This window comes from Pseudomonas sp. ENNP23, assembly GCF_001728945.1.
GTDB classification, from domain to species: domain Bacteria; phylum Pseudomonadota; class Gammaproteobacteria; order Pseudomonadales; family Pseudomonadaceae; genus Metapseudomonas; species Metapseudomonas otitidis.
The window spans coordinates 65,056-92,014 of the sequence record NZ_LYSP01000020.1 but is presented as its reverse complement, the minus strand read 5'-3'; the positions used below and the strand labels follow the sequence as shown (position 1 = coordinate 92,014).

12 protein-coding genes are annotated in these 26,959 nt (G+C 68.3%); 4 read left to right on the top strand and 8 right to left on the bottom strand.

The features are described from left to right. From A9G05_RS13210 to A9G05_RS13180, 7 genes are all read right to left on the bottom strand, one after another. A complete protein-coding gene (locus tag A9G05_RS13210; protein WP_069561424.1) occupies positions 1 to 1,428 on the bottom strand; it encodes an MBOAT family protein in 1,428 nt (475 codons plus the stop codon). An 11-nt stretch (positions 1,429 to 1,439) separates the two neighbouring features. Continuing rightward, positions 1,440 to 2,894, bottom strand: coding sequence for an ion channel protein AlgE (locus A9G05_RS13205; protein ID WP_069561423.1), 1,455 nt, complete (start codon positions 2,892 to 2,894; stop codon positions 1,440 to 1,442). Continuing rightward, positions 2,891 to 4,345: a sel1 repeat family protein gene (locus tag A9G05_RS13200; protein WP_069561422.1), complete on the bottom strand. Its 1,455-nt coding sequence runs from the start codon at positions 4,343 to 4,345 to the stop codon at positions 2,891 to 2,893. The genes A9G05_RS13205 and A9G05_RS13200 overlap by 4 nt, the downstream gene beginning before the upstream one ends. 9 nt (positions 4,346 to 4,354) lie before the next feature. Next, positions 4,355 to 5,503 carry a PilZ domain-containing protein gene (locus A9G05_RS13195; protein ID WP_069561421.1) on the bottom strand — a complete coding sequence of 383 codons (1,149 nt, stop codon included), beginning with the start codon at positions 5,501 to 5,503 and terminating at the stop codon, positions 4,355 to 4,357. A gap of 15 nt (positions 5,504 to 5,518) precedes the next feature. Then, positions 5,519 to 7,033, bottom strand: coding sequence for a glycosyltransferase (locus A9G05_RS13190; RefSeq protein ID WP_069561420.1), 1,515 nt, complete (start codon positions 7,031 to 7,033; stop codon positions 5,519 to 5,521). 98 nt (positions 7,034 to 7,131) lie between these two features. After that, a complete protein-coding gene (locus A9G05_RS13185) occupies positions 7,132 to 8,559 on the bottom strand; it encodes a mannose-1-phosphate guanylyltransferase/mannose-6-phosphate isomerase (RefSeq protein ID WP_069561419.1) in 1,428 nt (475 codons plus the stop codon). A 152-nt stretch (positions 8,560 to 8,711) separates the two neighbouring features. Continuing rightward, entirely contained in the window at positions 8,712 to 10,022 is a 1,311-nt protein-coding gene (locus tag A9G05_RS13180; protein WP_069561418.1) for a nucleotide sugar dehydrogenase, read from the bottom strand. A 586-nt stretch (positions 10,023 to 10,608) separates the two neighbouring features. Between A9G05_RS13180 and A9G05_RS13175 the strand changes: the two genes are divergently transcribed. Further along, a complete protein-coding gene (locus A9G05_RS13175) occupies positions 10,609 to 11,613 on the top strand; it encodes a GNAT family N-acetyltransferase (protein ID WP_069561417.1) in 1,005 nt (334 codons plus the stop codon). Positions 11,614 to 11,913: 300 nt separating this feature from the next. Here the strand turns inward: A9G05_RS13175 and A9G05_RS13170 are convergent, their stop codons facing one another. Next, positions 11,914 to 12,474 (bottom strand): RNA polymerase factor sigma-70, encoded by a 561-nt coding sequence (locus A9G05_RS13170; RefSeq protein WP_069561430.1) that lies wholly within the window; start codon positions 12,472 to 12,474, stop codon positions 11,914 to 11,916. 399 nt (positions 12,475 to 12,873) lie between these two features. Here A9G05_RS13170 and A9G05_RS13165 point away from each other — a divergent pair, with 399 nt between their 5' ends. From A9G05_RS13165 to A9G05_RS13155, 3 genes are all read left to right on the top strand, one after another. Continuing rightward, positions 12,874 to 13,092 carry an MbtH family protein gene (locus tag A9G05_RS13165; RefSeq protein WP_044404743.1) on the top strand — a complete coding sequence of 73 codons (219 nt, stop codon included), beginning with the start codon at positions 12,874 to 12,876 and terminating at the stop codon, positions 13,090 to 13,092. A gap of 1 nt (position 13,093) precedes the next feature. Then, positions 13,094 to 13,852 carry a thioesterase II family protein gene (locus A9G05_RS13160; RefSeq protein ID WP_069561416.1) on the top strand — a complete coding sequence of 253 codons (759 nt, stop codon included), beginning with the start codon at positions 13,094 to 13,096 and terminating at the stop codon, positions 13,850 to 13,852. A gap of 84 nt (positions 13,853 to 13,936) precedes the next feature. Beyond that, on the top strand, positions 13,937 to 26,959 hold the full coding sequence (locus tag A9G05_RS13155) for a non-ribosomal peptide synthetase (protein WP_069561415.1): 13,023 nt from the start codon (positions 13,937 to 13,939) through the stop codon (positions 26,957 to 26,959).

Genomic DNA, 26,959 nt, shown 5'->3' with positions numbered 1-26,959 from the left:
CTAGAACTGGAAATACAGGAAGGGCGAGAAGGAGTTCGCCGCCAGGCTGCTGAGGGCGACGAAGAAGCCGCTCCAGAGCACCAGGGCCTGGACGCCGCCGAAGTGCTGCATGACGTAGCCGTCCTTCAGTCCGGCGTAGTAGCGAACGTTGTTGCGGCCGGCCAGCACCAGCCAGGCCAGCGCCACCAGGCTGAAGGCCATGGCCATGCGCGAGGTGCCGAGGATGTACAGGTCGAGGCTGCCGAGGCCGTTCAGACCCAGCAGGCCGGCGTAGATGTCCAGGCTGTGGCGCAGGTCGTTGGTGAAGAACAGCGGCATGCTGAGGAGGATGAGCACGGCCGTGCGCATGTTGCGCCAGAAGCGGTAGGGCGTGGTGATCTTGGTGGCGATGCCCAGCTGGCGCTCGATCACCATGGCCACGCCGAAGAACAGCCCCCAGAAGATGAAGGCGAAGCTGGCGCCATGCCACAGGCCCGACAGCAGCATGGTGAGGACCAGCGCCGGCATCGGCCCGGCCACGCGCTTGCGCACCAGCGGCATGAACACGTAGTCCCGCAGGTAGTGGGCCAGCGTCATGTGCCAGCGCTGCCAGAACTCGGTGACGCTCTGGGCCACGAAGGGCTGGTTGAAGTTCTCCGGGAAGCGGAAGCCCATCATCAGCGCCAGGCCGATGGCCATGTTGCTGTAGCCGGCGAAGTCGAAGTAGAGCTGGAAGCAGGCTGCCAGCAGGCCGAACCAGCTCTCCAACAGTTGCAGTTCACCCTGGGCGAGGAACAGGCCGCTGACCGGTGCCAGGTTGTCGGCGATCAGCACCTTCATGATGAAGCCGACCATGAAGCGCCCCACGCCGATGGAGAACAGCTCCAGGGAGTGGGTGCGCTGGCGCAGCTGCGGTGCCAGTTGGCTGTAGCGCAGGATGGGCCCGGCCACCAGGTGCGGGAAGAGGGCGACGAAGGCGGCGAAGTCGATGAAGTTGCGCGTCGGCTCGGCGTCCTTGCGGTAGATGTCGATGATGTAGCTCAGGGCATGGAACACATAGAAGGAGATGCCCAGCGGCAGCAGGATGTGCTCCAGGGTGAAGGTGTTGATGCCCAGCGGGGCCAGCAGGGCTGCCAGCACGTCGGCACCGAAGTTGGCGTATTTGAAGTAGCCGAGGGTGGCGAGGTTGCCGACCACCCCCAGCCACAGCAGGCGGCTGGCTGCCTGGCGGTTGCCGGCCTCCTGCTGCTGCCTGATGCGCAGGCCGAACCAGAAGTTCCAGTAGGTGATGCCGACGAACAGCAGCAGGAAGTCCGGCCGCCACCAGGCATAGAACAGGTAGCTGGCGGCGACGATGACGCTGGAGCGCCACGCTGGCCGGGCCAGGAAGTACACCAGCAGGAAGACCGGCAGGTAGAGGAACAGGAAGACGTTGGAGGCAAAGATCATGGGGTGCTCCCTCAGTAGCGCATGACGAGGCCGAAGGAGATCTGGACGTCGTCGCCGCTCTCCAGGGCGTCACCGGCCCGCAGGTAGCTGGCGCTGACCAGCGCATTCAGGTCGAGGTGTTTGCCCTCGTAGGCGAGCGGGAACATCTTCCAGTAGTAGTTCAGGTCCAGTACCTGGCCGACGTCGCGCTGGCCGTTGCCGCGCCCGGCGCGGATCGCCTGGCGGCGCTCGCGGGCCTGCTGCTGGTCGACGCGCACCGGCAGGTCGCCGTCGGCATCGCGCAGGTACAGGTCGCTCAGGCGGATGTCCAGCGAGCTGCGGGCCGTGGGCCGGGTTTCCAGGGCCACGCCGTAGTACTTCAGGTTGCGCATGTTCAGGGCCACGAAGGAGCTGACCAGGCGGGTGCTGTAGCTGGACGGGTTGACGATGCGGTCAGACTGGATGCGGTTCAGGCGGAAGCCGTCTGCCTCGTTGTCCGGGGCGTCGGTCAGGCCCGCGCGCAGGGCGACCCGGGGTTCCCAGGGCGCGTCGTGAAAGCGCTTGCCGACCTCGCCCAGCATCAGCCAGCCACGGCTGTTGCCGTGCTCGCTGACGCCGTCGGCGTCGGTGGTGCGGGTGCGCCCCCGGAGGCGTACCGCTTCCAGGTGGTAGTCGCTGAACAGCGGGCTGACGCGCAGGTCGTCGCCACTGAAGAACAGGCCGGCGCGGGTGCCGGTGAAGTCCTGGGCGTCGTCGGGGTCGGCGTTGCTCCGGTCGTCCTCGTGGAGCACGCGGGCGCCGACCCAGTTGCGTTCGCTCCAGCGCCAGGCGTACTCGCCCATGGCGTAGCGTGTGTTCTCCTCGGTGGGGTCGAGGCTGTTGACGTCGGTGTTGTAGTTCCAGAACTTCTGCGCCACGGCGACGAAGCCATGGGAGAAAGCGTCGCGGTAGTCGAAGCGCAGCGATTCGATGCTGTCGTCCCACCAGATGCCATAGGTGTCATAGAAGCGCTGCCGCCCGACGGAGAGGGAGAAGCGCGGGTCGTCGCCCAGCAGGTTGCGGCGTACATAGAGCTCGCGCAGCTCGCTGTAGAAGTGCTCTGGGCGTTCGTTGCGGGTGCTCTGCTGGAAGTTGTCGTCCTGCAGCGGCGTGGCGGACTGGCTGGAGTCGTAGTTGATCCAGGCACGGCCGAAGACCTGCCACCTGGCCCAGCGCTTCTCCGGGGAATACCAGTGGAAGCTCGGCTCGTAGCGCAGGCTGTAAAAGCCCTTGCGGTCCGCGCCCAGCACCGAGTCCTCGGGACCGTAGCCGCCCTGCAGGGTGAGCTTGTTGAAGAACTCCGAGGTCACCGGGGGCAGGGTGTCCAGCGACAGCGCAGCCGGGGCGGTGGGCGTCGGAGCGGGGCTGAAGGCGTCCTCTTCGGCGGCCGCGACCGCGCCGCTGACCGTCACGGCACCGATGCACAGCAGTGCCTTCCACTCGTTCACAGGCGGTACTCCTTGTAGATCACATCACGGGCGAGGGTGGCCCGCTGCAGTTCGTCGTGGCTCATTTCCTTTTCCAGGCGCTTCAGCAGGCCATTGGCGCGGAACTCGCCCAGCCCCTTGGCCGCTTCGGCATAGGCGTGGGCCTTGACCTTGTCGTGGCAGATGGCGCGGCCGAAGGTGTAGAGGCTGGCGATGCGGTAGTAGGCCGAGGGCGAGCCGTTGAGCGCCTGCTGGTGGAAGATCGCCAGGGCCTTGTCCAGGTCCGGCTCGTCGAGGCCGCCCCGGCTGTAGAGGTCGCCCAGCAGCAGTTGGGCCTCGGGGTAGTTGGCGTCGAGCAGTTCCTGGATCAGCCCATGGGCCTGTTCCGGGTCGAGGGTCAGCCAGTTGGTGACCATCAGCACTGAGGCCCTGAGGGCCTTGGCCCGCAACGGGTCGGTGCGGGCGATGCGCTCGATCAGGGTGAAGGCTTCGTCGGCGGTGAAGTCCTGGGGGGAGGAGGTCATGTTGTTGACCTTGCTCACCATGGCCGGCACCCAGTTGCGTTCGATGGCGTTGTCCAGCCAGGCGCGGACTTCGGCATTGGTCTGCGCCAGCAGTTTGGCCTGGGCTTCCGCGCGGGCCTTGTCGGCGGCGCTGGCCTCGGCCTTGGCGTCGCCTTCCAGGCCCTCGTCGGCTTCGCGCAGGGCGCGGTTTTCGATGGCGATGAGGCCGCTCTGGGTGGAGTAGATGCTGTCCAGCAGGGTGCCGATACGGTGCACCGCTTCCACGGGCAGGCGGTCCTTGTGCGCGAACAGGGTCTTGGCGAAGGCGGGGAAGGCGGTGTCCTGCGCGTCGCCGAGGAAATCGTAGTAGCGCACGACGGCACGGGTATCGACGAACACCGCAGCGCGGTACCCGCGCTCGGCGTCGTCGCGGCGGCCCTGGCGTTCGGCGAGCACGGCCTTGTACAGCTGCGGCCGGCAGAACTCCAGGCAGGACGACTCGTAGAGGCCGATCAGTTCGGCCACGCGGGGCGCCTGGAAGTACTCGGGGAAGACCAGGAAGACCTCCAGGGCGGCATCCAGGGTGCGCGGGTCGCGGGCATGGGGGAACCGGCCCAATGCCTCGCGCACGTAGCCGGCATTGGCCTTGCGCATGCGCGGGTTGCGCTCCAGCAGTCGGCTCAGCGAGGACAGTGCGAGCACCTCGCCACGGCCCTCGGCGAATGCCTCCTTGTACAGCGCCAGGGCTTCTTCACCGTTGGCGGCGTCACCGGAGGCGAGGCGGTCTCCCAGCAGCAGCTTGGAGGCCAGGTCGCCGCGCTCGGCGAGACTGCGCAGGTCGGCGATGACGTCGGCGTTCGGGTCCTTGTAGAGGGCGTAACGGATCTGTTCGAGGCTCTGGGCGGCGCCGGCCGGACCGGCACACCCCAGCAGCATCGCGGCGACCAGGACAGTGGATTTTCCCTTCATCGACAGGCCTCAGCGGGTGGCGCCGAGCAACGGCAGGCCGAGGTAGAAGTCCACCGCCACCGGCTGCTGGTAGGTAACGCGGGGCAGGGGCTGTTCGGGCTTGAGGGTCAGCACCACGCTCTGGGTCTGGGCGTCGACGCTGGAGGCGACGATCTCCCCGGCGATCACCTGGTCGCTGCCGTACACGCTCATGTCCACCGCGCGCACCCGATTCAGGTCGGGCAGCTTGGCGAAGGGCACGCTGGCGCGCACCACGAGGTCTTCGTCCTTCGGCAGCAGGTGCACCAGGGGGGCCTGCTTGTAGTTGAAGCCGTCCAGGCGGCGGCTGGGGAAGTACAGGTCGCAGTCGCAGGGGCTGTTGATCAGGGTCTCCACGGTGGCGCGGTTGAGCAGGGCCTGGACATCGCCGGGGGCAAGGTTGGAGAGGGCGGCCATGTCGGCCGGGCTGGTGAAACTGGTGGCCAGTTGAGTGGAGATGCTGGCCAGCGGTTCGCCCGTGGTGACCGAGCTCTGGCCCGGCTTGAGCAGGTACTTGACGAAGCCGTTCTCCGGCATGGTGAGCACGTAGGCATCGGCGCTCACCGTGGCCTGTGCGGCGGGGATGCGGAAGAACAGCAGGTAGGCCTTGTAGCTGACGATGCCCAGGGCGGCGAGGCCGATGAGGCTGAAGGCTAGGGTGCCGGCGGCGGCCTTGAGTCGGTCCAGCGGGGTGCGGGCGAGGGCGTGTTTCTGCTTGCGCTCCTTGATGTAGTTCTCGCGCTGCATGACGTTGAACAGCCCGTTGATGTCGGCGATTTCGCCGGACATGTAGGACGAGATGATGTAGCGCAGGATGTCGCGCTTCTGCGCATCCAGCTCGACGAACTGCGCGCCGACCTCGCTGCCGCGCTGGGAGACGATCTTCAGCTTGGCGTCGATGTTCAGGTCCAGCTTGGCCAGGCGCAGCTTGATGGAGGCGTTCATCAGGGTGCCGAGCTTGAGCGGCTGGGCATGGATGAGGCCGATGCCGCCGAGGGAGATGTCCTGGATGTCGCATTCCAGGCCGGCGAGGCCGCCGCCGCTGAGAATGACCTTGGCAGGAATGCGGGTGCGCACATGCTGGCGCTCGTCGATGGCTTCATGGATGACGTTGTCGGGTACGAGGGTCGTGCTGCTCATGGCTGTCGCGCCTGCTTAGATTTGAGTGAGTTCGAGGAGCACCGAAACGACGCCCAGGAAGATCGCGATGGAGGAAAACATCATCGCCTTGGAGGACCAGCGGTTGAGCCGGACGTCGAAGCTGACGCCGCGGTTGCTCAGGGTGGTCTTCTGGCGGGTCCAGCTCTGCTGGTCCATGTGGAAGAGGGCGTACACCTTCATGATCGAACCCACGATCTGGTTGTAATAGAGAACGAACGGATACAGGGCATCCACCGGGTGGCCGCTGAAGTGGAACAGCAGCGTCACCAGCGTGCGCGACAGCAGCACCCAGAACAGGTACACCAGCAGGTACTGCACGCCGAACAGCAGGGCGGCGGCCACCGAGGCGGTGAGGCCCATCAGGCAGGTCCACATGGACAGGCGCTGGTCGTAGAGCACGTACAGGGTGAAGGCCCCCAGGCGCCCCAGGCCCAGCAGGCTGGTGGCGCGGAAGTTCTGCCGCAGCGAGTTGCCGTACCAGCGGAACATCAGCTGGCGGGTCGCGCGGAAGAAGTTGCTGTCCGGCGGATGCTCCACGGTCAGGGTGTGGCTGTCGGGGACGTAGAAGGTGTCCCAGCCGGCGCGCATCAGGCTGAACCAGGAGGACTTGTCGTCGCCGGTGAGGAACTGGAAGCGCCCCAGGCGCCAGTGTTCGAGGAAGTCCGCCTCGACGTCGCGGATGAATTCCGGGTCGGTCATCACGCTGGCGCGGAAGAACGACAGCCGGCCGGTGAGGGTCAGCACGCGCCGGGAGAGGGCCATGGAGCACATGTTGATGTGTCGCTGGACGAAGCGCATGGTGTGCCACTCCTTGACCAGCTTGCCGCCTTCCACCTCGCAGTATTCATTGGTGGTCAGGCCGCCGACGCTGGGCAGCAGGGCGAACATCTTCACCGCCCGCTCGACGCAGCCGGGCAGCATGATGGTGTCGCCGTCCACCACGCCCACCACCGAGTTCTGCAGCGGCATCTGCCGCGACAGCGCGCGGAAGGCGTGGGCCAGGCCATCGCGCTTACCGGTGCCGCGGGCACGCACGATGATCAGCTTGATGTCGCTGCGCTCGCGCACCTCGTCCCGCATGATCGCCTTGATGAAGTTCTCGTCGCCCTTCTCGACGATGGAGGCGATCACCGTGCAGGGCACGCCCAGACGCTGCACCTCCTGGAACACCGAGCGGTAGACCTTGAAGGTGGTGGTGGTGGGAATGCGGAAGCTGGTCACCACCATGAACAGGTGGTCCGGCAGCGCTTCGTCCCCCATCGCCTCGACTTGCTTGCGCATGCGCGGGAACTTCCAGTGCAGGAAGTACATCCCCCTGAGGAAGTGGACGGCCGCGTTGCTGTAACGCCAGATGCCGATGGCCCCGATGATGAAGATGAACTTGTGGTGGGCCGGGTCCAGGTACTCCGGGGCCACCATCTCCGAGGCCAGGGCGACCAGCGCGAACAGGCATGTCCAACCGATCAGCTTGCGCAGGCGTCCGCAGGACGCGGCGTCTGAAGCGTGCATCCAGTACTACTCCATTCGTTCGACACGACTTCCATTGGCACGCGCGCCGCTTGGCATCCGTGCCTCCCCGCAACGGGGCCGTGACGGCCCCGCTGCACTCAGTCCATCAGTTCCGGTGTGCGCCCGTAGACGTCGTCCAGGCGCTTGATGTCGTCCTCGCCCAGGTAGCTGCCGGACTGCACCTCGATCAGCTCCAGGGGGATCTTCCCGGGGTTGGTCAGACGGTGGACCGAGGCCACCGGGATGTAGGTCGACTGGTTCTCGCTGAGCACGAACTGCCTGTCGTCACAGGTGACGAAGGCCGTGCCGGACACCACGATCCAGTGCTCCGCGCGGTGGTGGTGCATCTGCAGCGAGAGGCTGGCGCCCGGTTTCACGGTGATGCGCTTGACCTGGAAGCGCGTGCCCTCGTCGATGCTGTCGTAGGCGCCCCAGGGGCGGTGCACCCGGCTGTGGCGCTCGGCCTCGGGGCGGGACTCCTCCACCAGGTGCCCGACCAGTTGCTTGATCTCCTGCACGCGGTCCTTGTGGGCGACCATCACGGCGTCCTTGGTCTCCACCACCACCACGTCGTCCAGGCCGACCAGGGTGACCAGCTTGTGCTCGCTGTGGACCAGGCTGTTGCGGCTGTTCTGCAGCACGACGTTGCCGCGCGTGACGTTGCCGGCGGCGTCCTTGCGCTGGATCTCCCAGAGCGAGGACCAGGAGCCGACGTCGCTCCAACCGGCGTCCAGGGGCACCACGCAGGCGCGGTTGGTGTGTTCCATCACGGCGTAGTCGATGGAGTTGTCGGGGCAGTGCTCGAAGCTCGCCGGGTCGATGCGGAGGAAGCCGAGGTCCTGCTCGCTGCGGGCCAGGGCTGCCTCGCAGGTCTCGTAGATGCCGGGCTCGTGCTGCTTGAGTTCCTCCAGGTAGCGGCTGGCACGGAACAGGAACATGCCGCTGTTCCAGAAGTACTGGCCCTCCTCGACGAAGCGTCGGGCCGTGGCCAGGTCGGGCTTCTCGACGAAGCGTTCCACCGGCAGCACGCCTTCGGGCAGGCCATTGCCGTGGGGGGCGGTGCGGATGTAGCCGTACCCGGTCTCCGGGCTGGTCGCCGGTACCCCAAAAAGCACCAGGGCGCCTTGCTCGGCCGCCAGCCGGGCGCGTGCCAGGGCACTGTGGAAGGTCTGGACGTCGTCGATGACGTGGTCGGCCGGCAACACCAGCAGCAGTTCGTCACGCCCGGCTTCGAGCAGCGTCAGGGCGGCAATGGCCACGGCCGGCGCGGTGTTGCGGCCGAAGGGTTCCAGCAGGATGGACTGGGCCTTCCTGCGGATGCCCGCCAACTGGTCGATGACGATGAAGCGGTGGGCTTCGTTGCAGACCACCATCGGCGGCTCGAGCCCTTCGAGGGCCAGGCGCTCCACGGTCTGCTGGAACAGGGTGTTCTCACCGACCAGGGCGAGAAACTGTTTCGGGTACTGCTTGCGCGATAGCGGCCAGAGGCGCGAGCCACTGCCGCCGGACAAGATGAGCGGAATCATGCCGTCTCTCCCGGGCGTTCAAGAATCAGTTCACTGGGGCTTTCAAAGTCGGGTTGCCTGGCGCCGGCACGCTTCTCGGTGGGGCCGGTGCTGGCCCCGTGGCGGCCTGTCGCGCTACACCGCAGCGGTGGTGCGCACCGCTGCGGCAGGGTTTACCAGCAGATGCCTTCCTTGCCCTGGCTGCTGGGGGTCTGCATGAAACCCACCAGGTCCAGGACCTGCTTGTCGGGTGCAATGGATGCCAGGACCTCACCGAACTGGCGGTCGTTGTTGCCGAGGATGATGACGTCGGAGTCGTCCAGCACTTCGTTCAGGTCCTTGCGCAACAGGGCCGACACGTGGGGGATCTTCGACTCGATGTAGTCCTTGTTGGCGCCGAACACGCGGGCGTACTCGACGTTGCGGTCGAAGATCTTCAACTCGTAGCCCTTGCCGATGAGCATCTCGGCGAGCTCCACCAGCGGGCTCTCCCGCAGGTCGTCGCTGCCGGCCTTGAACGACAGGCCGAGCAGGCCGATCTTGCGTTTCTCGTAGCCGGTGACGAGGTCGAAGGCGCGTTCCACCTGGACCTTGTTGCTGCGCATGACCGAGGCGAGCATCGGGTGCTCGACGTCCAGGGTGCCGGCACGGTAGGTCAGGGCGCGCACGTCCTTGGGCAGGCAGGAGCCGCCGAAGGCGAAGCCCGGACGCAGGTAGTAACGGGACAGGTTGAGCTTGTGGTCCTGGCAGACCACGTCCATCACCTCGCGCCCATCGACGCCACAGGCCTTGGCGATGTTGCCGATCTCGTTGGCGAAACTCACCTTCACCGCGTGCCACACGTTGCACGTGTACTTGATCATCTCCGCCACTTCCACGGGCTTGCGGATGATCGGCGCGTCCAGTTCGCGGTAAAGCTCCTCGAGGAGGTCGCCGGATTCACGGTCCAGTTCGCCGATGACGGTCATGGCGGGGTAGTCGTAGTCCTGGATCGCCGTGCTCTCGCGGAGGAACTCGGGGTTGGTGGCGACGCCGAAGTCGACACCGGCGCGTTTGCCGGAGCAGTCTTCGATGAGGGGGATCACCACGTTCTTCACGGTGCCCGGCAGCACGGTGCTGCGCACGACCACGGTGTGGCGCGTGGATTTGCCGCGCAACGCCTCGCCGATCTGCCGGCACACGGCTTCCAGGTAGATCAGGTCCAGGTCGCCGTTGCGTTTGCTCGGGGTTCCTACGCAGATGAACGACATGTCGGTGGCCATGATGGCTTCCCGCACATCGGTGGTCCCGCGCAGCAAACCCGCATCGACCCCCTTGCGCAACAGTTCTTCGAGACCCGGTTCGACGATGGGGGACTTTCCCGTGTTGATCAGGTCGATCTTCTGCTGGGAAACATCAACTCCAACAACTTCATGCCCCCGGGAAGATAAACAGGCCGAACAAACTGCACCTACATACCCGAGACCAAAAATACTGATATGCATATATCCCTCTACACAATAAAAGAATCGCCACCCCTCCATGGAGGACTGCTGTCATTTATGGTTTTTGTCTGACACTTCTGGAGGACGCTGGGCGGGCTAATTTAAGCACCTTCTTCCAGACTAAGAGGAATTAATTGCGATGTTCAACACTTGGCTAAAAAAAATTTATTTATCTTAAAAATCAATAAGTTAAAAATCGCATTTTACATGACGTCAAAAATTCAGCGCCAACTAGTCTGTTTTTTGGCGTCAATAAAATATCGATTTTATAGAGCGATTCGCTATGGATTTCTGGATTCTTGAGCGGAAATATTGCGGATGTCCGGGGTATTTAAAAGTGTGCAGGTGGGGGTGTCTTAATTAATTGAAAGTGTGCGTTATTACGCTGTTCCAATTAATTGGAATATGGGTTGGCAGGACGTTTAATTGCGCTTGGAAGTGGCGGCGAATATATGGAAGTAGCAGTGGGTGGCGACTGATGAAGTGCTGGACGGGGCATGTCATGTCGCGAGGTGTGCGCCCTGCCTAATTTCCATGTCGCCTGCAGCGTTTCATCAGGGACAGTCAATCACTCGCGAGCTTCACCATGCCCCGACAGCATCCCCTGTCGAGCCTGCCTCTGCCCGGGGGGCGGCGCCTCGACGTCGACGAATCCCATGACCGCCTGCACCTGCTGCTGGATGGCCAGCCCCTGCTGGTGATGACCGCCCAGCCCGGCGTGCTGCCGCTGCTCAAACCCCTCGAGCCTGCGCTGCCCGATGCCGAGGCGTTGTGGTGGGCGAGCTACCTGTGGCTCGCCCGTGAGCTTGAGTGCCAGGCGCTGCGCTGGCAGTTGAGCGCCGCCCCGGCAGAGGCGCTGGGTGAAGGCTGGCTGGTGCCGGCGCAGGAGCCTGGCATGTTCGTGTGCGAGCGTGGGGTGTTCTGGCAGCGGCCGGTGCCCTGGGTGCAGATGCAGCCGGTCTACCCGGAGCGGCTGGTGATGAGCGAAGGGCGGCGCCACCCACGGCGTCCGCCCAAGCCGAGCGGTGAGGTGTATCGACGTTTCGATGCACGGCTGGGGGCCGAGTTCTCCCTGCGCACGCTGGACATCGAGGCTGACCTGGAGCGCTTCAACCGTTGGCAGAACTCACCCCGCGTGCTGGCTTTCTGGCAGGAGGGCGGCAGCCTCGACCATCACCGCGCCTACCTGCAGCGCCTGGCCGGTGACCCCCATACCCTGACCCTGCTGGGCTGCTTCGACGACGAGCCGTTTGCCTACTTCGAAGCCTACTGGGCCAAGGAGGACCGCATTGCGCCGTTCTACGCGGTGGACGACTACGACCGCGGCATCCACATGCTGGTGGGGGAGGAGCACCATCGCGGGCCGCACAAGGTGGCCGCCTGGCTGGCGGGGCTGACCCACTACCTGTTTCTCGACGATCCGCGTACCCGCCGCGTGGTGGCCGAGCCCCGCGCCGACAACGCGCGGATGATCGCCCACATGCAGGGCCTGGGTTTCTACCGCGAGAAGGAATTCGACTTCCCCCACAAGCGTGCCGCGCTCATGGCCATCGGCCGCGAGCGCTTCTTCGACCGCTGCACGCTGGCCTGAACCGCACCCGGGCTACAGGGTGGCGGATCCGTAGCCCGGACTTCAGTCCGGGAATCCTCCCGATGCAGATCCCGGGCGTGAGTCCGGCGGCGACGTGGGGATTGGCAGGGAAGGGGCCTGGCAGCCTGGGGCGCCATGCCGCTCCCGGGCTGAAGCCCGGGCTACAGGGGTGAGGAGCATCCGTAGCCCGGACTTCAGTCCGGGAATCCCCCCGATTCAGATCCCGGGCATAAGCCCGGGCGACGGGGGCGGGTTGGTGGGAAGGAGCGGGGCAGGGAAGCCCCGCGTCAGGCGGGAGGGTCAGGCGATGCGTTCGGGCTGGTCGGCGTCGTTCTGTGCACGGGTCACCTTGCGGCAGTGCACCAGGGCGTCGCGGATCATGAAGTTGACCAGGGTCGGCGAGACGCCCAGCTCCTTGGCGATGTCCTTCTGCGGCACGCCGTGCAGGCGGTACATCTCGAAGGCATAGCGGGTGCGGGCCGGCAGCTCGCCGAGGGCGTCGGCGATGTGTTCCAGGGTGGCGTAGTTGATGTGCGAGGTCTCGGGGGAGGCGCCTTGCATAACCACCACGTTGAGGCCTTCTTCCTCGGTGCCGGCATAGCGCTGTTCCAGGGCCTGCTTGCGGTAGTGGTCGATGGCCAGGTTGCGCACGATCTGGAACAGGTAGCTGAGCTGCGCCTTGATCGAGCTGGTGATCCTCGGCGCCGACTGGAGGCGGAAGAAGGCGTCCTGCACCACGTCCTCGGCCCGGGTCCGGCAGCCGGTTACCCGCATCGCGATCTTCACCAGGATGGAGCGGTTGTCAATGAAGACCTGCAGAAGTGGGGAGTCAAGCCGGCTTGTTGAGAGTTGATCCGTCATGGAAATCACCTTGCGCATGGGTAGGCATAGGGCCCGGTTACCTGTGGGCTCCCGTTCAGCGGGGTAACAAATTATGACCAATGATAATCATTGTCAAATGCGATAGATAAGCAATTCATATCGAGGGGAAGCAGATCACGCCGAGGTTTCCGGCGTGTTGCGGGGCCATGACGGAACAGGGACGGCGGTTGTGAAAAAGAATGTGCGTGAGGTGCGTGATGAGCAGGAAGGTCTGTAGGACCGGCCTACAGGAATCCGGTCTTCGCCGTGGTGCCTGGTGACGCCTCGACCGGGGCCGGAGTGTTCACCCCGGACCGCTAATTATTCCCGTTCGCCATCCGTACTCCTCAGTGCAAGCACGGGCAGGTCGCCCGGCCCAACTCGCATGAGGAGACAGACATGGTGTTCGATCGTGATGACGTGGTGTTCCAGGTGGTCATCAACCACGAGGAGCAGTACTCGATCTGGCCGGACTACAAGGCCATCCCCGCCGGCTGGCGCGCCGCCGGCAAGAGCGGGCTGAAGCAGGAGTGCCTGGCGTACATCGAGGAGCACTGGACCGACATGCGCCCGCTGAGCCTGCGCAAGCAGATGGAACAGGCCGAAGGGGTGGCCTGAGGTGAGCGCGCCGATCAGCCTGCGCCTGTTCTGCCTGCCGTATTCCGGCGCCAGCGCCATGGTCTACAACCGCTGGCGGCGCATCCTGCCCGCCTGGCTGGTGGTGCAGCCGCTGGAATTGCCGGGGCGCGGCATGCGCATGGACGAGCCGTTGCACACCCGCATCGACACGCTGGTGGCGCAGCTCGCCCGCGAAGTCGCGCCCCAGGTGCAGCAGCCCTACGCGCTGTTCGGCCACAGCCTGGGCGGGCTGCTCGCCTTCGAGCTGGCCCACGCCCTGCGCGAGAAGGGGCTGCCCGAGCCCCTGGCGCTGTTCCCCTCGGCCACCGCCGGCCCGGCCCGGCGCAACGTCGATGACTACCGCGACGCCAAGAGCGACGCCGAGCTGATCGCCAGGCTGCGCAGCCTCCAGGGCACCCCCGAGGAGGCCCTGGCCAACGAGGAGCTGCTGCGCCTGACGCTGCCCATCCTGCGGGCCGACTTCCTCGTCGCCGGCAGCTACGCCTACCGCCGGCGCGAGCCGCTGCAGGCGCCCATCCATGTGCTCGGCGGCAAGGCCGACGAGCTGCGCGTGGATGAGCTGCTGGACTGGCAGGACGAGACCGCCACCGGCTTCTCCCTCGATATGTTCGAGGGGCACCACTTCTTCCTCCAGCAACAGGAGGCCGCCGTGCTGCGCACCCTCAAGCGCTACGCCGAGCAGCACCTGCTGCGCCTGCGCGCCCGCACGTCGCGCCAGGTTCCGCTGGCGGCCGGCTGAGCCGCCCGGCGCGGCCGTCGTGCCGGGCGCGCCCCTTCGCTTCAACGAACCCCGAATTCAAGCCGCATCAGGCAGGACGACAACATGATGGACGCCTTCGAACTCCCCAGCACCCTGGTCCAGGCCCTGCAGCGCCGCGCTGCCGAACAGCCGGAACGCCTCGCCCTGCGCTTTCTCGAAGGCGAGGGCGACGGCGTGGTCATCAGCTACCGGGAGCTGGACCGGCGCGCCCGCGTGATCGCCGCTGCCCTGCAGGAGGAAGCGGAGTTCGGCGATCGCGCCGTGCTGCTGTTCGACAGCGGCCCCGATTACGTCGCGGCGTTCTTCGGCTGCCTCTACGCCGGCGTCATCGCCGTGCCGGCCTACCCGCCGGAGTCCGCACGCCGCAATCACCAGCTGCGCCTGCTGTCGATCATCGACGACGCCGAGCCGGCCCTGGTGCTGACCAGCGCCGCCCTGCGCGAACCCCTGCAGCAGCTGAGCACCGACCTGGGCGCCGCCGGGCCGGCGCTGCTCTGCGTCGAGGATCTGCAGGACGAGCTGGCCGACGCCTGGTGCGAGCCGGTGCTGGCCGCCGATGACATCGCCTTCCTGCAATACACCTCCGGCTCCACCTCGCTGCCCAAGGGCGTGCAGGTCAGCCACGGCAACCTGGTGGCCAACGAGCTGTTGATCCGTCGCGGCTTCGGCATTGGCGCCGACGACGTGATCGTCAGCTGGCTGCCGCTCTACCACGACATGGGCCTGATCGGCGGCCTGCTGCAACCCATCTTCAGCGGCGTACCCTGCGTGCTCATGTCGCCGCGCTACTTCCTCGAACGCCCGGTGCGCTGGTTGGAAGCCATTGCCCAGTACGGTGGCACCGTCAGCGGCGGCCCCGACTTCGCCTACCGCCTGTGCTGCGAGCGGGTCAGCGCCGGGGCCCTGGCGCGGCTGGACCTCAGCGGCTGGCGCGTGGCCTTCTCCGGCTCCGAGCCGATCCGCCAGGACAGCCTCGAACGCTTCGCCGGCCAGTTCGCCGCCTGCGGCTTCTCCGCCGCCAGCTTCCTCGCCTGCTACGGCCTGGCCGAGGCGACTCTGTTCGTCACCGGCGGCGTGCGCGGTCAGGGCATTCCCGCCCTTGGCGTGGACGGCGCCGCGTTGGCGCAGAACCGCATCGAACCAGGCGCCGATAGCCTGCTGCTGAGCTGCGGCTTCGGCCAGCCCGGGCACGGCGTGATGATCGTCGAACCGGCCACCGGCGCCGCCCTCGGCGAAAACCAGGTGGGCGAGATCTGGGCCAGCGGCCCGAGCATCGCCCACGGCTACTGGCGCAACCCGGAAGCCACCGCCAAGGCCTTCGTCGACCGCGACGGCGTGAGCTGGCTGCGCACCGGCGACCTGGGCTTTTTGCGCGACGGCGAGCTGTTCGTCAGCGGCCGTCTCAAGGACATGCTCATCGTCCGGGGCCACAACCTCTACCCGCAGGACATCGAGCGCACCGTCGAGACCGAGGTGGCACTGGTGCGCAAGGGCCGCGTCGCCGCCTTCGCCGTGAAACAGGATGGCGAGGAGGGCATCGGCATCGCCGTGGAGATCGGCCGCAGCGTGCAGAAGGCCCATGCGCCGGAAGCCCTGATCCGCATGATCCGCCAGGCCGTGGCCGACGCCTGCCAGGAGGCACCGCGCGTGGTGCTGCTGCTCAATCCCGGCGCGCTGCCCAAAACCTCCAGCGGCAAGCTGCAACGCTCCGCCTGCCGCAGCGGCCTGGAAGACGGCAGCCTCGACGCCTACGCCTGCTTCCCCGATGCCGCCGCCAGCGCCACGCCGGTTGCCAGCAGCGAGGCGGCCGGTGACCTGCAGCAGCGCATCGCCGCCCTCTGGTCCGAGCAGTTGCAGGTGCCGGTCGTGAACGCCGACGACAGCTTCTTCCTGCTGGGCGGCAACTCCATCGGCGCCGCCCAGGTGATGGCGCGCCTGCGCGACGAACTGGGCCTGGAGCTGGAATTGCGCCAGCTCTTCGAGGCCCGCTCCCTGGCTGAATTCACCGCCGCCGTGCAGGCCCAACAGGCCGCCGGTGCGCCGCGCCAGGGCGCCATCCCGCGCCTGCCGCGCAACCAGGACCTGCCGCAATCCCCCGCGCAGAACCGCCTCTGGTTCCTCTGGCAGCTGGACCCGCAAAGCGCCGCCTACAACATCCCCGGCGGCCTGCGCCTGCGCGGCGAGCTGGACGAAGGCGCCGTGCTGCGCAGCTTGCAGCAACTGGTGCAGCGCCATGAAGCGCTGCGCACGCGCTTCCTCGAACGGGACGGCGTCGCCCTGCAACGCATCCTGCCGTCCCAGGAGCTGAGCCTCTCGCGCCTCGACCTCAGCCACCTCGACGGCGCCGAGCGCGACGCCCGCGCCGCCCAGTTGCGCGAAGAGGAGGCCCAGGTGCCCTTCGACCTGGAGCAGGGGCCGCTGCTGCGCCTGACCCTGGTGCACCTGGACGATGAACAGCACCAACTGTGGCTGACCCTGCACCACATAGTCGCTGACGGCTGGTCGCTGAACCTGCTGCTGGACGAATTCTCCCGCCTCTACGGCGCTGCCTGCGGTGGCCCCGCAGCGGACCTGGCGCCCTTGCCCCTGGGCTACGCCGACTTCTCCGCCTGGCAGCGCCAGTGGCTGGCCGAAGGCGAGGCCGAGCGCCAGCTGGCCTGGTGGCGCGAGCAACTGGGCGACGAGGCCCCGGCCCTGCAACTGCCCACCGACCGCCCGCGCACCGCCCAGCGCAGCCACGCCGCCGCGCGCCACAGCCTGCGCCTGGATGACGACCTGGCCAAGGCCCTGCGCGCGCTGGCCCAGGCCGAGCACTCGACCCTGTTCATGGTGCTGCTGGCGGCTTTCCAGGGCCTGCTGTTCCGCCTCAGCGGGCAGGCGGACATCCGCGTCGGCGTGCCCGGCGCCAACCGCCAGCGCCTGGAAACCCAGGGCCTGGTCGGATTCTTCATCAACACCCTGGTGCTGCGTGGCCAACTCGACGGCCGTCGCACCTTCAGCGCACTGCTGGCCCAGGCCCGCGAAGCCACCCTTGGCGCTCAGGCCAACCAGGACCTGCCCTTCGACCGCCTGGTGGACGCCCTCGGCGGCGAGCCGTTCCAGGTCATGTTCAACCACCAGCAGCGCGACCTCTCGGCGCTGCGCCGCCTGCCGGGCCTGCTCGCCGACGAGCTGCCCTGGCACAGCCGCGAAGCCAAGTTCGACCTGCAACTGCACAGCGAGGAAGACGCCCGTGGCCGCCTGACCCTGGCCTTCGACTACGCCACCGAACTGTTCGACGCCGGCAGCGTGCGCCGCCTGGCCGAGCGCTTCGTCAGCCTGCTGCGCCAGGTGGTTGAGCAACCGTCGCGGGCCCTGGGCGATATCCAGTTGCTGGACGAGGCCGAGCGCAGCCAACTGGCCGGCTGGGCCCGTGCCCCGCAGCCCGTTGCCCATCGCTGGCTGCCCGAGCTGCTGGAGCTGCAGGCTGCCGCCGACCCGCAGCGCATCGTCCTCACGTGGGCCGGAGGGCAACTGGACAGCGCCACGCTGCACCGCCGCGCCAACCGCCTGGCCCACCGTCTGCAAGCCCTGGGCGTCGGCCCCGACGTGCCGGTGGCCATCGCCGCCGAGCGCTCGCCGGAGCTGCTGGTCGGCCTGCTGGCCATCATCAAGGCCGGCGGCGCCTATGTGCCGCTGGATGTCGACTACCCGCGCGAACGCCTCGCCTACATGCTGCAGGACTGCGGCGCACGCCTGCTGCTGACCCAGTCGCACCAGGTGGCGCGCCTGCCGATTCATGAGGGCGTGCGCGTCATCGAGCTGGACCGGGAGGAGGGCGACTGGCCCGACAGCCCGCCGACCGCCGCCGTGCACGGCGACAACCTCGCCTACGTCATCTACACCTCCGGCTCCACCGGCCAGCCCAAGGGCGTCGGCAACACCCACGCGGCCCTGGCCGAGCGCCTGGCCTGGATGCAGGCGCAGTACCGACTGGATGCCAGTGACGTGCTGCTGCAGAAGGCACCGGTGAGCTTCGACGTCTCCGTTTGGGAATGCTTCTGGCCGCTGGTCAGCGAGGCACGCCTGGTGCTGGCCGCCCCCGGTGAGCACCGCGACCCGCGCCGCCTGGTGCAACTGGTGCGCGAGCACGGCGTGACCACGCTGCACTTCGTGCCGCCGCTGCTGCAACTGTTCATCGAGGAGGAGGGGGTTGGCGAATGCACTTCCCTGCGCCGCCTGTTCTCCGGTGGCGAGGCGCTGCCCGCCGCCCTGCGCGACCGGGTGCTGCAGCGCCTGCCGGCGGTGCGCCTGGACAACCGCTACGGCCCCACCGAAACCGCCATCAACGTCACCCACTGGCAATGCCGCAATGATGACGGCGAGCGCTCGCCCATCGGCCAGCCCCTGGGCAATGTGCTCTGCCATGTGCTGGATGCCGAGCTCTCGGCCCTGCCGGTCGGCGTGCCGGGCGAGCTGTGCATCGGTGGCGCCGGCCTCGCCCGTGGCTACCTGGGCCGCGCGGCGCTGACCGCCGAACGCTTCGTGCCCGACCCCTTCGGCGAACCGGGTGCGCGCCTGTACCGCACCGGTGACCGCGCCCGCTGGGGCACCGACGGCGCGCTGGAGTACCTCGGCCGCCTCGACAGCCAGGTCAAGCTGCGTGGCTTCCGTGTGGAGCCCGAAGAAATCCGCGCGCGCCTGCTGGCCCAGCCCGGCGTCGGCCAGGCCGTTGTGGTGCTGCGCGACGGCCCCGGCGGCCCGCGCCTGGTGGGCTACTACTGCGCCAACGGCGCTGCCGAAGAGGAAGCCCGGCAGACCGAGCGCCTGCTGCTGGCCCTGCGCGACGAGCTGCCGGAGTACATGGTGCCGGCGCAACTGATGCGCCTGGAGGCACTGCCCGTCGGCCCCAGCGGCAAGCTGGACCGCCGCGCGCTGCCCGAGCCGGCCTGGCAGCAGGCCGAGCACCGCGAGCCGGCCACTGAGCTGGAGCAACAGGTCGCCGCCATCTGGCGCGAGGTGCTGGGCATCCAGCGCATCGGCCTGGACGACGACTTCTTCGCCCTCGGCGGCCACTCGCTGCTGGCCACCCAGATCGTCTCCCGCACCCGCCAGGCCTGCGACGTCGAGCTGCCGCTGCGCGCGCTGTTCGAAGCCAGCACCCTGGACGGCTTCTGCGCCGAGGTGGCGCGCATCCAGGCCAGCGGCCAGGTGGACAGCCAGGGCGTGATCGCCCGCGTCGACCGCAGCCGCCCGGTGCCGCTGTCCTATTCCCAGCAGCGCATGTGGTTCCTCTGGCAGCTGGAGCCGGACAGCCCCGCCTACAACGTCGGCGGCCTGGCGCGCCTCAGTGGCCCGCTGGATGTGGCCCGCTTCGAGGCGGCCTTGCAGGCCCTGGTGCAGCGCCACGAGACCCTGCGCACCACCTTCCCCAGCGAGAACGGCGTGCCGCGCCAGCAGGTGGCCGAGCAATCAAACCTGAACATGGGCTGGGAAGATTTCTCCGCCCTGGATGCCGACACCCGCCAGGCCCGCCTGCAGGCGCTGGCCGATGACGAGGCCCACCGCCCCTTCGACCTGGAGACCGGCCCGCTGCTGCGGGTGGTGATGGTCAAGGGCGGCGAGCGCAAGCATTTCCTCGTAGTGACCCTGCACCACATCGTCACCGAAGGCTGGGCGATGGACATCTTCGCCCGCGAATTGGGCGCGCTCTACGAGGCCTTCCTCGATGACCGCGAATCGCCCCTGGCGCCGTTGCCGGTGCAGTACCTCGACTACAGCGCCTGGCAGCGCCAGTGGCTGGAAAGCGGCGAGCGCCAGCGCCAGCTGGACTACTGGACGGCGCAGTTGGGCCACGAGCACCCGCTGCTGGAGCTGCCCTCGGATCGCCCACGCCCACCGGCCCAGAGCCACCGGGGCGAGCTCTACCGCTTCGACCTGCCGGCTGCGCTGGCCGAGCGCGTGCGCGCCTTCAACGCGGCCAACGGCCTGACCCTGTTCATGACCATGACCGCCACCCTGGCCGTGCTGCTGCACCGCTACAGCGGCCAGCAGGACCTGCGCATCGGCGCGCCGGTGGCCAACCGCATCCGCCCGGAAAGCGAGGGGCTGATCGGCGCCTTCCTCAACACCCAGGTGCTGCGTTGCCAGCTCGACGGGCAGATGAGCGTCGCCGCGCTGCTGGAGCAGGTGCGCCACACCGTGATCGAGGGCCAGTCGCACCAGGACCTGCCCTTCGACCAGCTCGTCGAGGCTCTGCAGCCGCCGCGCAGCAGCGCCTACAACCCGCTGTTCCAGGTGATGTGCAACGTGCAGCGCTGGGAGTTCCAGCAGACCCGCGAGCTGGCGGGGATGAAGGTCGAGTACATCGCCAACGACGCCCGCGCCACCAAGTTCGACCTCAACCTGGAAGTCACCGACCTCGACCATCGCCTCGGCTGCTGCTTCACCTACAGCTCCGACCTGTTCGACGAGCCGCGCATCGCGCGCATGGCCACCCACCTGTGCAACCTGCTGGAAGCGCTGCTGGGTGACCCCGCGCAGCGCCTGGCCGAGCTGCCGCTGCTCAGCGATGACGAGCGCCTGGCGCAGCTCGAAAGCCTCAGCGAAGAACCCGGCGAGCACCGCCTCGACGGCTGCATCCATCGGCTGTTCGCCGAGCAGGCCGCGCGCACGCCCAGGGCACCGGCCCTGACCTTCGCCGGCGAGACCCTCGACTACGCCACCCTGGATGCCCGCGCCAACCGCCTGGCCCACCTGCTGCGCGAGCGCGGCGTCGGCCCCGAGGTGCGCGTCGGCCTGGCCCTGGAGCGTTCGGCGGCGATGGTGGTCGGCTTGCTGGCCATCCTCAAGGCCGGTGGCGCCTACGTACCGCTGGACCCGGAATACCCCACCGAACGCCTGCACTACATGGTCGAGGACAGCGGCATCGTCCTGCTGCTGGGCCAGGCCGCGCTGTTCGACACCCTCGGCGAGCTGCCGGCCGGCGTCGCCCGCTGGTGCCTGGAGGAGGACGAGGCCGCGCTGGCCGCTTACCCCGCCAGCGCGCCGGTGGACCTCGCTCGGCCGCAGCACCAGGCGTACCTCATCTACACCTCCGGCTCCACCGGCAAGCCCAAGGGCGTGGCGGTCAGCCACGGCGAGATCGCCATGCACTGCCAGGCGGTCATCCGTCGCTTCGGCATGCGCGCCGACGACTGCGAGCTGCACTTCTATTCCATCAACTTCGACGCCGCCAGCGAGCGCCTGCTGACGCCGCTGCTGTGCGGCGCGCGCCTGGTGCTGCGGGCCCAGGGCCAGTGGGGCGCCGAGGATATCTGCCAGCTCATCCGCGAACAGGGCGTCACCATCCTCGGTTTCACTCCCAGCTACGGCAGCCAGCTGGCCCAGTGGCTCGGCGCGCGGGGCGAAACCCTGCCGGTGCGCCTGGTGATCACCGGGGGCGAGGCGCTGACCGCCGAGCACCTGCAGCGCATCCGCGCGGGCTTCGCGCCCCAGGCCTTCTTCAACGCCTACGGCCCCACCGAGACGGTGGTCATGCCCCTGGCCGCTCTGGCCCCTGCGCAGCTGGAGGAGGGCGCCGCCAGCGTGCCCATTGGCCGCATGGTCGGTGCGCGGGTGGCCTGCATCCTCGAAGCCGACCTGGCCCTGGTGCCACCGGGCGCCATCGGCGAGCTCTATGTCGGCGGCGCCGGGCTCGCCCGTGGCTACCACCAGCGCCCGGGCCTCACCGCCGAGCGCTTCGTGCCCAACCCCTTCGCCACCGACGGCGGGCGCCTCTATCGTACCGGCGACCTGGTGCGCCAGCGCGACGATGGCCAGCTGGAATACCTCGGCCGCATCGACCAGCAGGTGAAGGTGCGCGGCTTCCGCATCGAGCTGGGCGAGATCGAAGCACGCTTGCTGGAACACCCGGCGGTGCGCGAAACCGTGGTGCTGGCCCTGGACAGCCCCAGCGGCAAGCAACTGGCCGGCTACGTGGCCTGTGCCGCCGCAGAAGAGGGCGCCGATGCGCAACAGGCGCTGCGCGAAACCCTCAAGGCGCACCTGCGCACCCAGCTGCCGGAACACATGGTGCCCGCGCACCTGGTGCTGCTCGACAGCCTGCCGCTGACCCCCAACGGCAAGCTCGACCGCCGCGCGCTGCCCGCGCCGGACCCGGAGCACAACCGCCAGCAGTACCTGGCACCGAGCAGCGAGCTGGAGCAGAGCCTGGCGGCCATCTGGCGCGAGGTGCTCAACGTCGAGCAGGTCGGGCTCGCCGATAACTTCTTCGAGCTGGGTGGCGATTCCATCCTCTCCATCCAGGTGGTCAGCCGTGCCCGCCAGCAGGGCATCCACTTCAGCCCGCGCGACCTGTTCCAGCACCAGACGGTGCAGACCCTGGCCGCCGTCGCCCGCCGCGAGGCGCTGACCCAGGTGGACCAGGGCCCGGTGACCGGCACCATGCCGCTGACGCCCATCCAGCACTGGTTCTTCCAGCAGGCGCCGGAAAACGTCGGCCACTGGAACCAGTCGCTGCTGCTGGAAGCTGGCGAGCGCCTGGATGCGGGGCATCTGGAGCAGGCCCTGCAGTGCCTGGTGGAACACCACGACGCCCTGCGCCTGTCCTTCACCCGTGAAGGCGACACCTGGCACGCCGAACACCGCGCACCCGCCAGCGAGGCCGACGGCCTGCTGTGGCAGGCGCAGGTGGGCGACTTCGCCGAGGCGGAAACCCTGCTGGCCGATGCCCAGCGCAGCCTCGACCTGGCCCAGGGTCCGCTGCTGCGTGCCCTGCTGCTGGAAGGCCCGGACGGGCGCCAGAAGCTGCTGCTGGCCATCCACCACCTGGTGGTGGACGGCGTCTCCTGGCGCGTGCTGCTGGACGACCTGCAAACCAGCTATCGCCAACTGCAGGCCGGGCAGCCCCTGGCGCTGCCGGCGCGCACCAGCGCCTTCAAGCACTGGGGCGAACGCCTGGCGGCCTATGCCGGCAGCGAGCCGCTGCGCGAAGAGCTGCCTTGGTGGCAGGCGCAGCTCGGCGGTGAGGATGCGCCGCTGCCCTGCGACCGCGACGCCGAACAGGACCTGGAGCGCGACGCCCAGCGCCTCACCCTGCGCCTGGATGCCGAGCACACCCGGCAACTGCTGCAACAGGCGCCCGCCACCTACCGCACCCGCGTCGACGACCTGCTGCTCACCGCCCTGGCCCGCGTGCTGTGCCGCTGGGCCGCGCGTGACTCGGTGCTCGTGCAACTGGAAGGCCACGGCCGCGAGCCGCTGTTCGACGACATCGACCTCAGCCGCACCGTCGGCTGGTTCACCAGCGCCTATGCGCTGCGCCTGGCCCCGGCCGAGGGGCTCGGCGCTGCGATCAAGGCGATCAAGGAGCAGCTGCGCCAGGTGCCCCACAAGGGCCTCGGCTTCGGCGTGCTGCGTTACCTGGCCGACCCGGCCACCCGCGCCGCCATGGCCGCGCTGCCGCCGGCGCGTATCACCTTCAACTACCTGGGCCAGTTCGACGGCAGCTTCGCCGAGGGCGCGCTGCTGCGCCCGCTGGAAGAGAGCGCCGGCCCGGCCCACGACGCCGACGCCACACTGCCCAACTGGCTGAGCGTGGACGGCCAGGTGTTCGGCGGCGAACTGCTGCTCAACTGGACCTACAGCCAGGCGCGCTACGACCGCGCCACGGTGCAGGGCCTGGGCGAAGCCTTCATCGCCGAGCTGCAGGCGCTCATCGCCCATTGCCTGGAGGAGGGCGCCGGTGGCCCGACGCCGTCGGACTTCCCCCTGGCAAACCTGAGCCAGGAGCAGATCGACCAGTTGCCGGTGCCGGCCGCCGCCATCGACGACATCTACCCGCTGACGCCCATGCAGGAAGGCCTGCTGCTGCACACCCTGCTGGAGCCGGGCACCGGCATCTACTACATGCAGGACCGCTACCGCATCAACAGCGCGCTGGACGTGGAGCGCTTCACCCGCGCCTGGCGCGCGGTGGTGGCGCGGCACGAGGCGCTGCGCGCCTCCTTCGTGTGGAACGCCGGCGAAACCATGCTGCAGGTGATCCACAAGCCCGGTGCCACCGAGGTGGACGTGCTGGACTGGAGTGACCTGCCCGAGGACGGCCACGAGGAGCGCTTGCAGGCGCTGCACCGCACCGAGCGCGAGGCCGGCTTCGACCTGCTGCACCAGCCGCCTTTCCACCTGCGCCTGATCCGCCTGGGCGAGGCGCGCTACTGGTTCATGATGAGCAACCACCACATCCTCATCGACGCCTGGTGCCGTGGCCTGCTGATGAGCGACTTCTTCGAGGTCTACGCCGCCCTGAGCGAGGGCCGCGAGCCGCAGCTGCCATTGGCGCCGCGCTACCGCGACTACATCGGCTGGCTGCAGCGCCAGGACCTCGGCCAGGCCCGTGCCTGGTGGCAGGGCAACCTGGCCGGCTTCGAGCGCACCACCCATCTGCCGAGCGACCGGCCGATCCTCCGCGAACACGCCAACGACAGCGGCGGCATGCAGGTGGGCGACCGCATCACCCGCCTGGACGCCGCCGATGGCGCGCGCTTACGGGAACTGGCGCAGCGTCACCAGCTCACCGTCAACACCCTGGCCCAGGCGGCCTGGGCCCTGGTACTGGCGCGCTACAGCGGTGAGCGCGACCTGGTCTTCGGCGTCACCGTTGCCGGGCGCCCGGTGGGCCTGCCGGAGATGCAGCGCACCGTCGGCCTGTTCATCAACAGCATCGCCCTGCGGGTGAAGCTGCCCGCACCGGGCCAGCGCCTGGGCGTGCGTGACTGGCTGCAGGGGCTGCTGGCCAGCAACCTGGAGCTGCGCGAGCACGAGTACCTGCCGCTGGTGGCCATCCAGGAATGCAGCGAACTGCCCAAGGGCCAGCCGCTGTTCGACAGCCTCTTCGTGTTCGAGAACGCGCCGGTGGAAGTCGCGGTGCTGGACCGGGCGCAGAGCCTTTCCGCCAGCTCGGATTCCGGCCGCACCCACACCAACTTCCCGCTCACCGTGGTCTGCTACCCGGGCGATGACCTGGGCTTGCACCTGTCCTACGACCGGCGCTATTTCGAGGAGGCGACCATCGACCGCCTGCTGGGCGAGTTCAAGCGCCTGCTGCTGGCCCTCGGTGATCACATCGAAGGCGACATGAGCGAGCTGCCGTTGCTGGGGGATGCTGAGCGCGAGCTGCTGCTGCATGGCGTCAACGACAGTGCCCGCGACTACCCGCTGGAGCAGGGCTACGTGCGCCTGTTCGAGGCCCGTGTGGCCGCGCACCCGCAGCGCATCGCCGCCCGCTGCCTCGACCGCCAGTGGAGCTACGCCGAGCTGAACCGCCACGCCAACCGCCTGGGCCACGCCCTGGGCACCGCCGGCGTCGGCCTCGACCAGCCGGTGGCGCTGCTCGGCGAGCGTGGGCTCGACCTGCTGGGCATGATGGTCGGCACCTTCAAGGCCGGCGCTGGCTACCTGCCGCTGGACCCGGCGCTGCCCACCCCGCGCCTGACGCGCATCCTCGAACTCAGCCGCGCCCCCGCGCTGGTGGCCACCCGTGCCTGCCGCGACCAGGCCATGATGCTGCTGGAGGAGCTCGGTTGCGGCCAGCGCCCGCGCCTGCTGATCTGGGAGGACGTGCTGCAAGGCGCCTGGCCGGAGCAGGACCCGGGTATCCACAGCGGCCCGGGCAATCTGGCCTACGTCATCTACACTTCCGGCTCCACCGGCCTGCCCAAGGGCGTGATGGTCGAGCAGGCCGGCATGCTCAACAACCAGCTGAGCAAGGTGCCGTACCTGGCGCTGACCGAGGCGGACGTGATCGCCCAGACGGCCTCGCAGAGCTTCGACATCTCGGTCTGGCAGTTCCTCGCCGCGCCGCTGTTCGGCGCCTGCACCGAGATCGTCCCCAACGCCATCGCCCACGACCCGCAGGCGCTGCTGGCCCATGTGCGCGAGCGCGGCATCACCGTGCTGGAGAGCGTGCCCTCGCTGATCCAGGGCATGCTCGCCGAGGATCGTGCCGTGCTCGGCGCCTTGCGCTGGATGCTGCCCACGGGCGAGGCCATGCCGCCGGAGCTGGCGCGCCAGTGGCTGGAGCGCTACCCGCAGGTGGGGCTGGTCAACGCCTATGGCCCGGCCGAGTGCTCGGACGACGTGGCCTTCTTCCGCGTCGACGCGGCCTCCACCGCAGGCACCTACCTGCCCATCGGCAGCCCCACCGACAACAACCGCCTGTACCTGCTGGACGACGCCTTCGAGCTGGCGCCCCTGGGCGCCGTGGGCGAACTCTGCGTCGCCGGCACCGGCGTCGGCCGTGGCTACGTCGGCGACCCGCTGCGCACCGCCCAGGCCTTCGTGCCCAACCCCTTCGGCGCGCCGGGCGAACGCCTGTACCGCACCGGCGACCTCGCTCGCCGCCGCGCCGATGGCGTGCTGGAGTACGTCGGCCGTGTCGACCACCAGGTGAAGATCCGTGGCTACCGCATCGAACTGGGCGAGATCGAAGCCCGCCTGTTCGAGCGCCCGGACGTGCGCGACGCCGCCGTCAGCGTGCAGGAAGGCCCCACCGGCAAATACCTGGTGGGCTACCTGGTGCCGCGCGAGGCCGAGCGCTTCACCCGCGCCAGCTCGCCGGCCAGCCGCCTGGCGGCAGAGGGCGCCTGGTTCGAAGCCATCAAGCAGCAACTGCGCGGCGACCTGCCGGACTACATGGTGCCGCTGCACTGGCTCGTGCTCGAACGCCTGCCGCTGAATGCCAACGGCAAGCTCGACCGCAAGGCCCTGCCGCCCCTGGAATTCGGCCCGCTGCAGGCCCAGGACTACCTGGCCCCGCGCAGCGAACTGGAAATCACCCTGGCCGGCATCTGGGCCGAGGTGCTCAAGGTCGAACGGGTCGGCGTGCGCGACAACTTCTTCGAACTCGGCGGCCACTCCCTGCTCGCCACCCAGATCGCCTCCCGCGTGCAGAAAACCCTGCAACGCAACGTGCCCCTGCGGGCCATGTTCGAGTGCAGCACGGTGGAGGAACTGGCGAGCTACATCGACTCCCTGGAAGGCAGCGTCGTCACCGAGGAGAAAGCCGCACGGCTGGAGGACCTGATGGCCAGGCTGGAGATGCTGTAG

Coding starts and splice junctions, on each gene's coding strand:
- A9G05_RS13175 (WP_069561417.1), top strand. CDS start 10,609: ATGCCCCGACAGCATCCCCTGTCGAGCCTGCCTCTGCCCGGGGGGCGG.
- A9G05_RS13155 (WP_069561415.1), top strand. CDS start 13,937: ATGATGGACGCCTTCGAACTCCCCAGCACCCTGGTCCAGGCCCTGCAG.
- A9G05_RS13195 (WP_069561421.1), bottom strand. CDS start 5,503: ATGAGCAGCACGACCCTCGTACCCGACAACGTCATCCATGAAGCCATC.
- A9G05_RS13165 (WP_044404743.1), top strand. CDS start 12,874: ATGGTGTTCGATCGTGATGACGTGGTGTTCCAGGTGGTCATCAACCAC.
- A9G05_RS13185 (WP_069561419.1), bottom strand. CDS start 8,559: ATGATTCCGCTCATCTTGTCCGGCGGCAGTGGCTCGCGCCTCTGGCCG.
- A9G05_RS13180 (WP_069561418.1), bottom strand. CDS start 10,022: ATGCATATCAGTATTTTTGGTCTCGGGTATGTAGGTGCAGTTTGTTCG.
- A9G05_RS13210 (WP_069561424.1), bottom strand. CDS start 1,428: ATGATCTTTGCCTCCAACGTCTTCCTGTTCCTCTACCTGCCGGTCTTC.
- A9G05_RS13190 (WP_069561420.1), bottom strand. CDS start 7,033: ATGCACGCTTCAGACGCCGCGTCCTGCGGACGCCTGCGCAAGCTGATC.
- A9G05_RS13170 (WP_069561430.1), bottom strand. CDS start 12,474: ATGACGGATCAACTCTCAACAAGCCGGCTTGACTCCCCACTTCTGCAG.
- A9G05_RS13200 (WP_069561422.1), bottom strand. CDS start 4,345: ATGAAGGGAAAATCCACTGTCCTGGTCGCCGCGATGCTGCTGGGGTGT.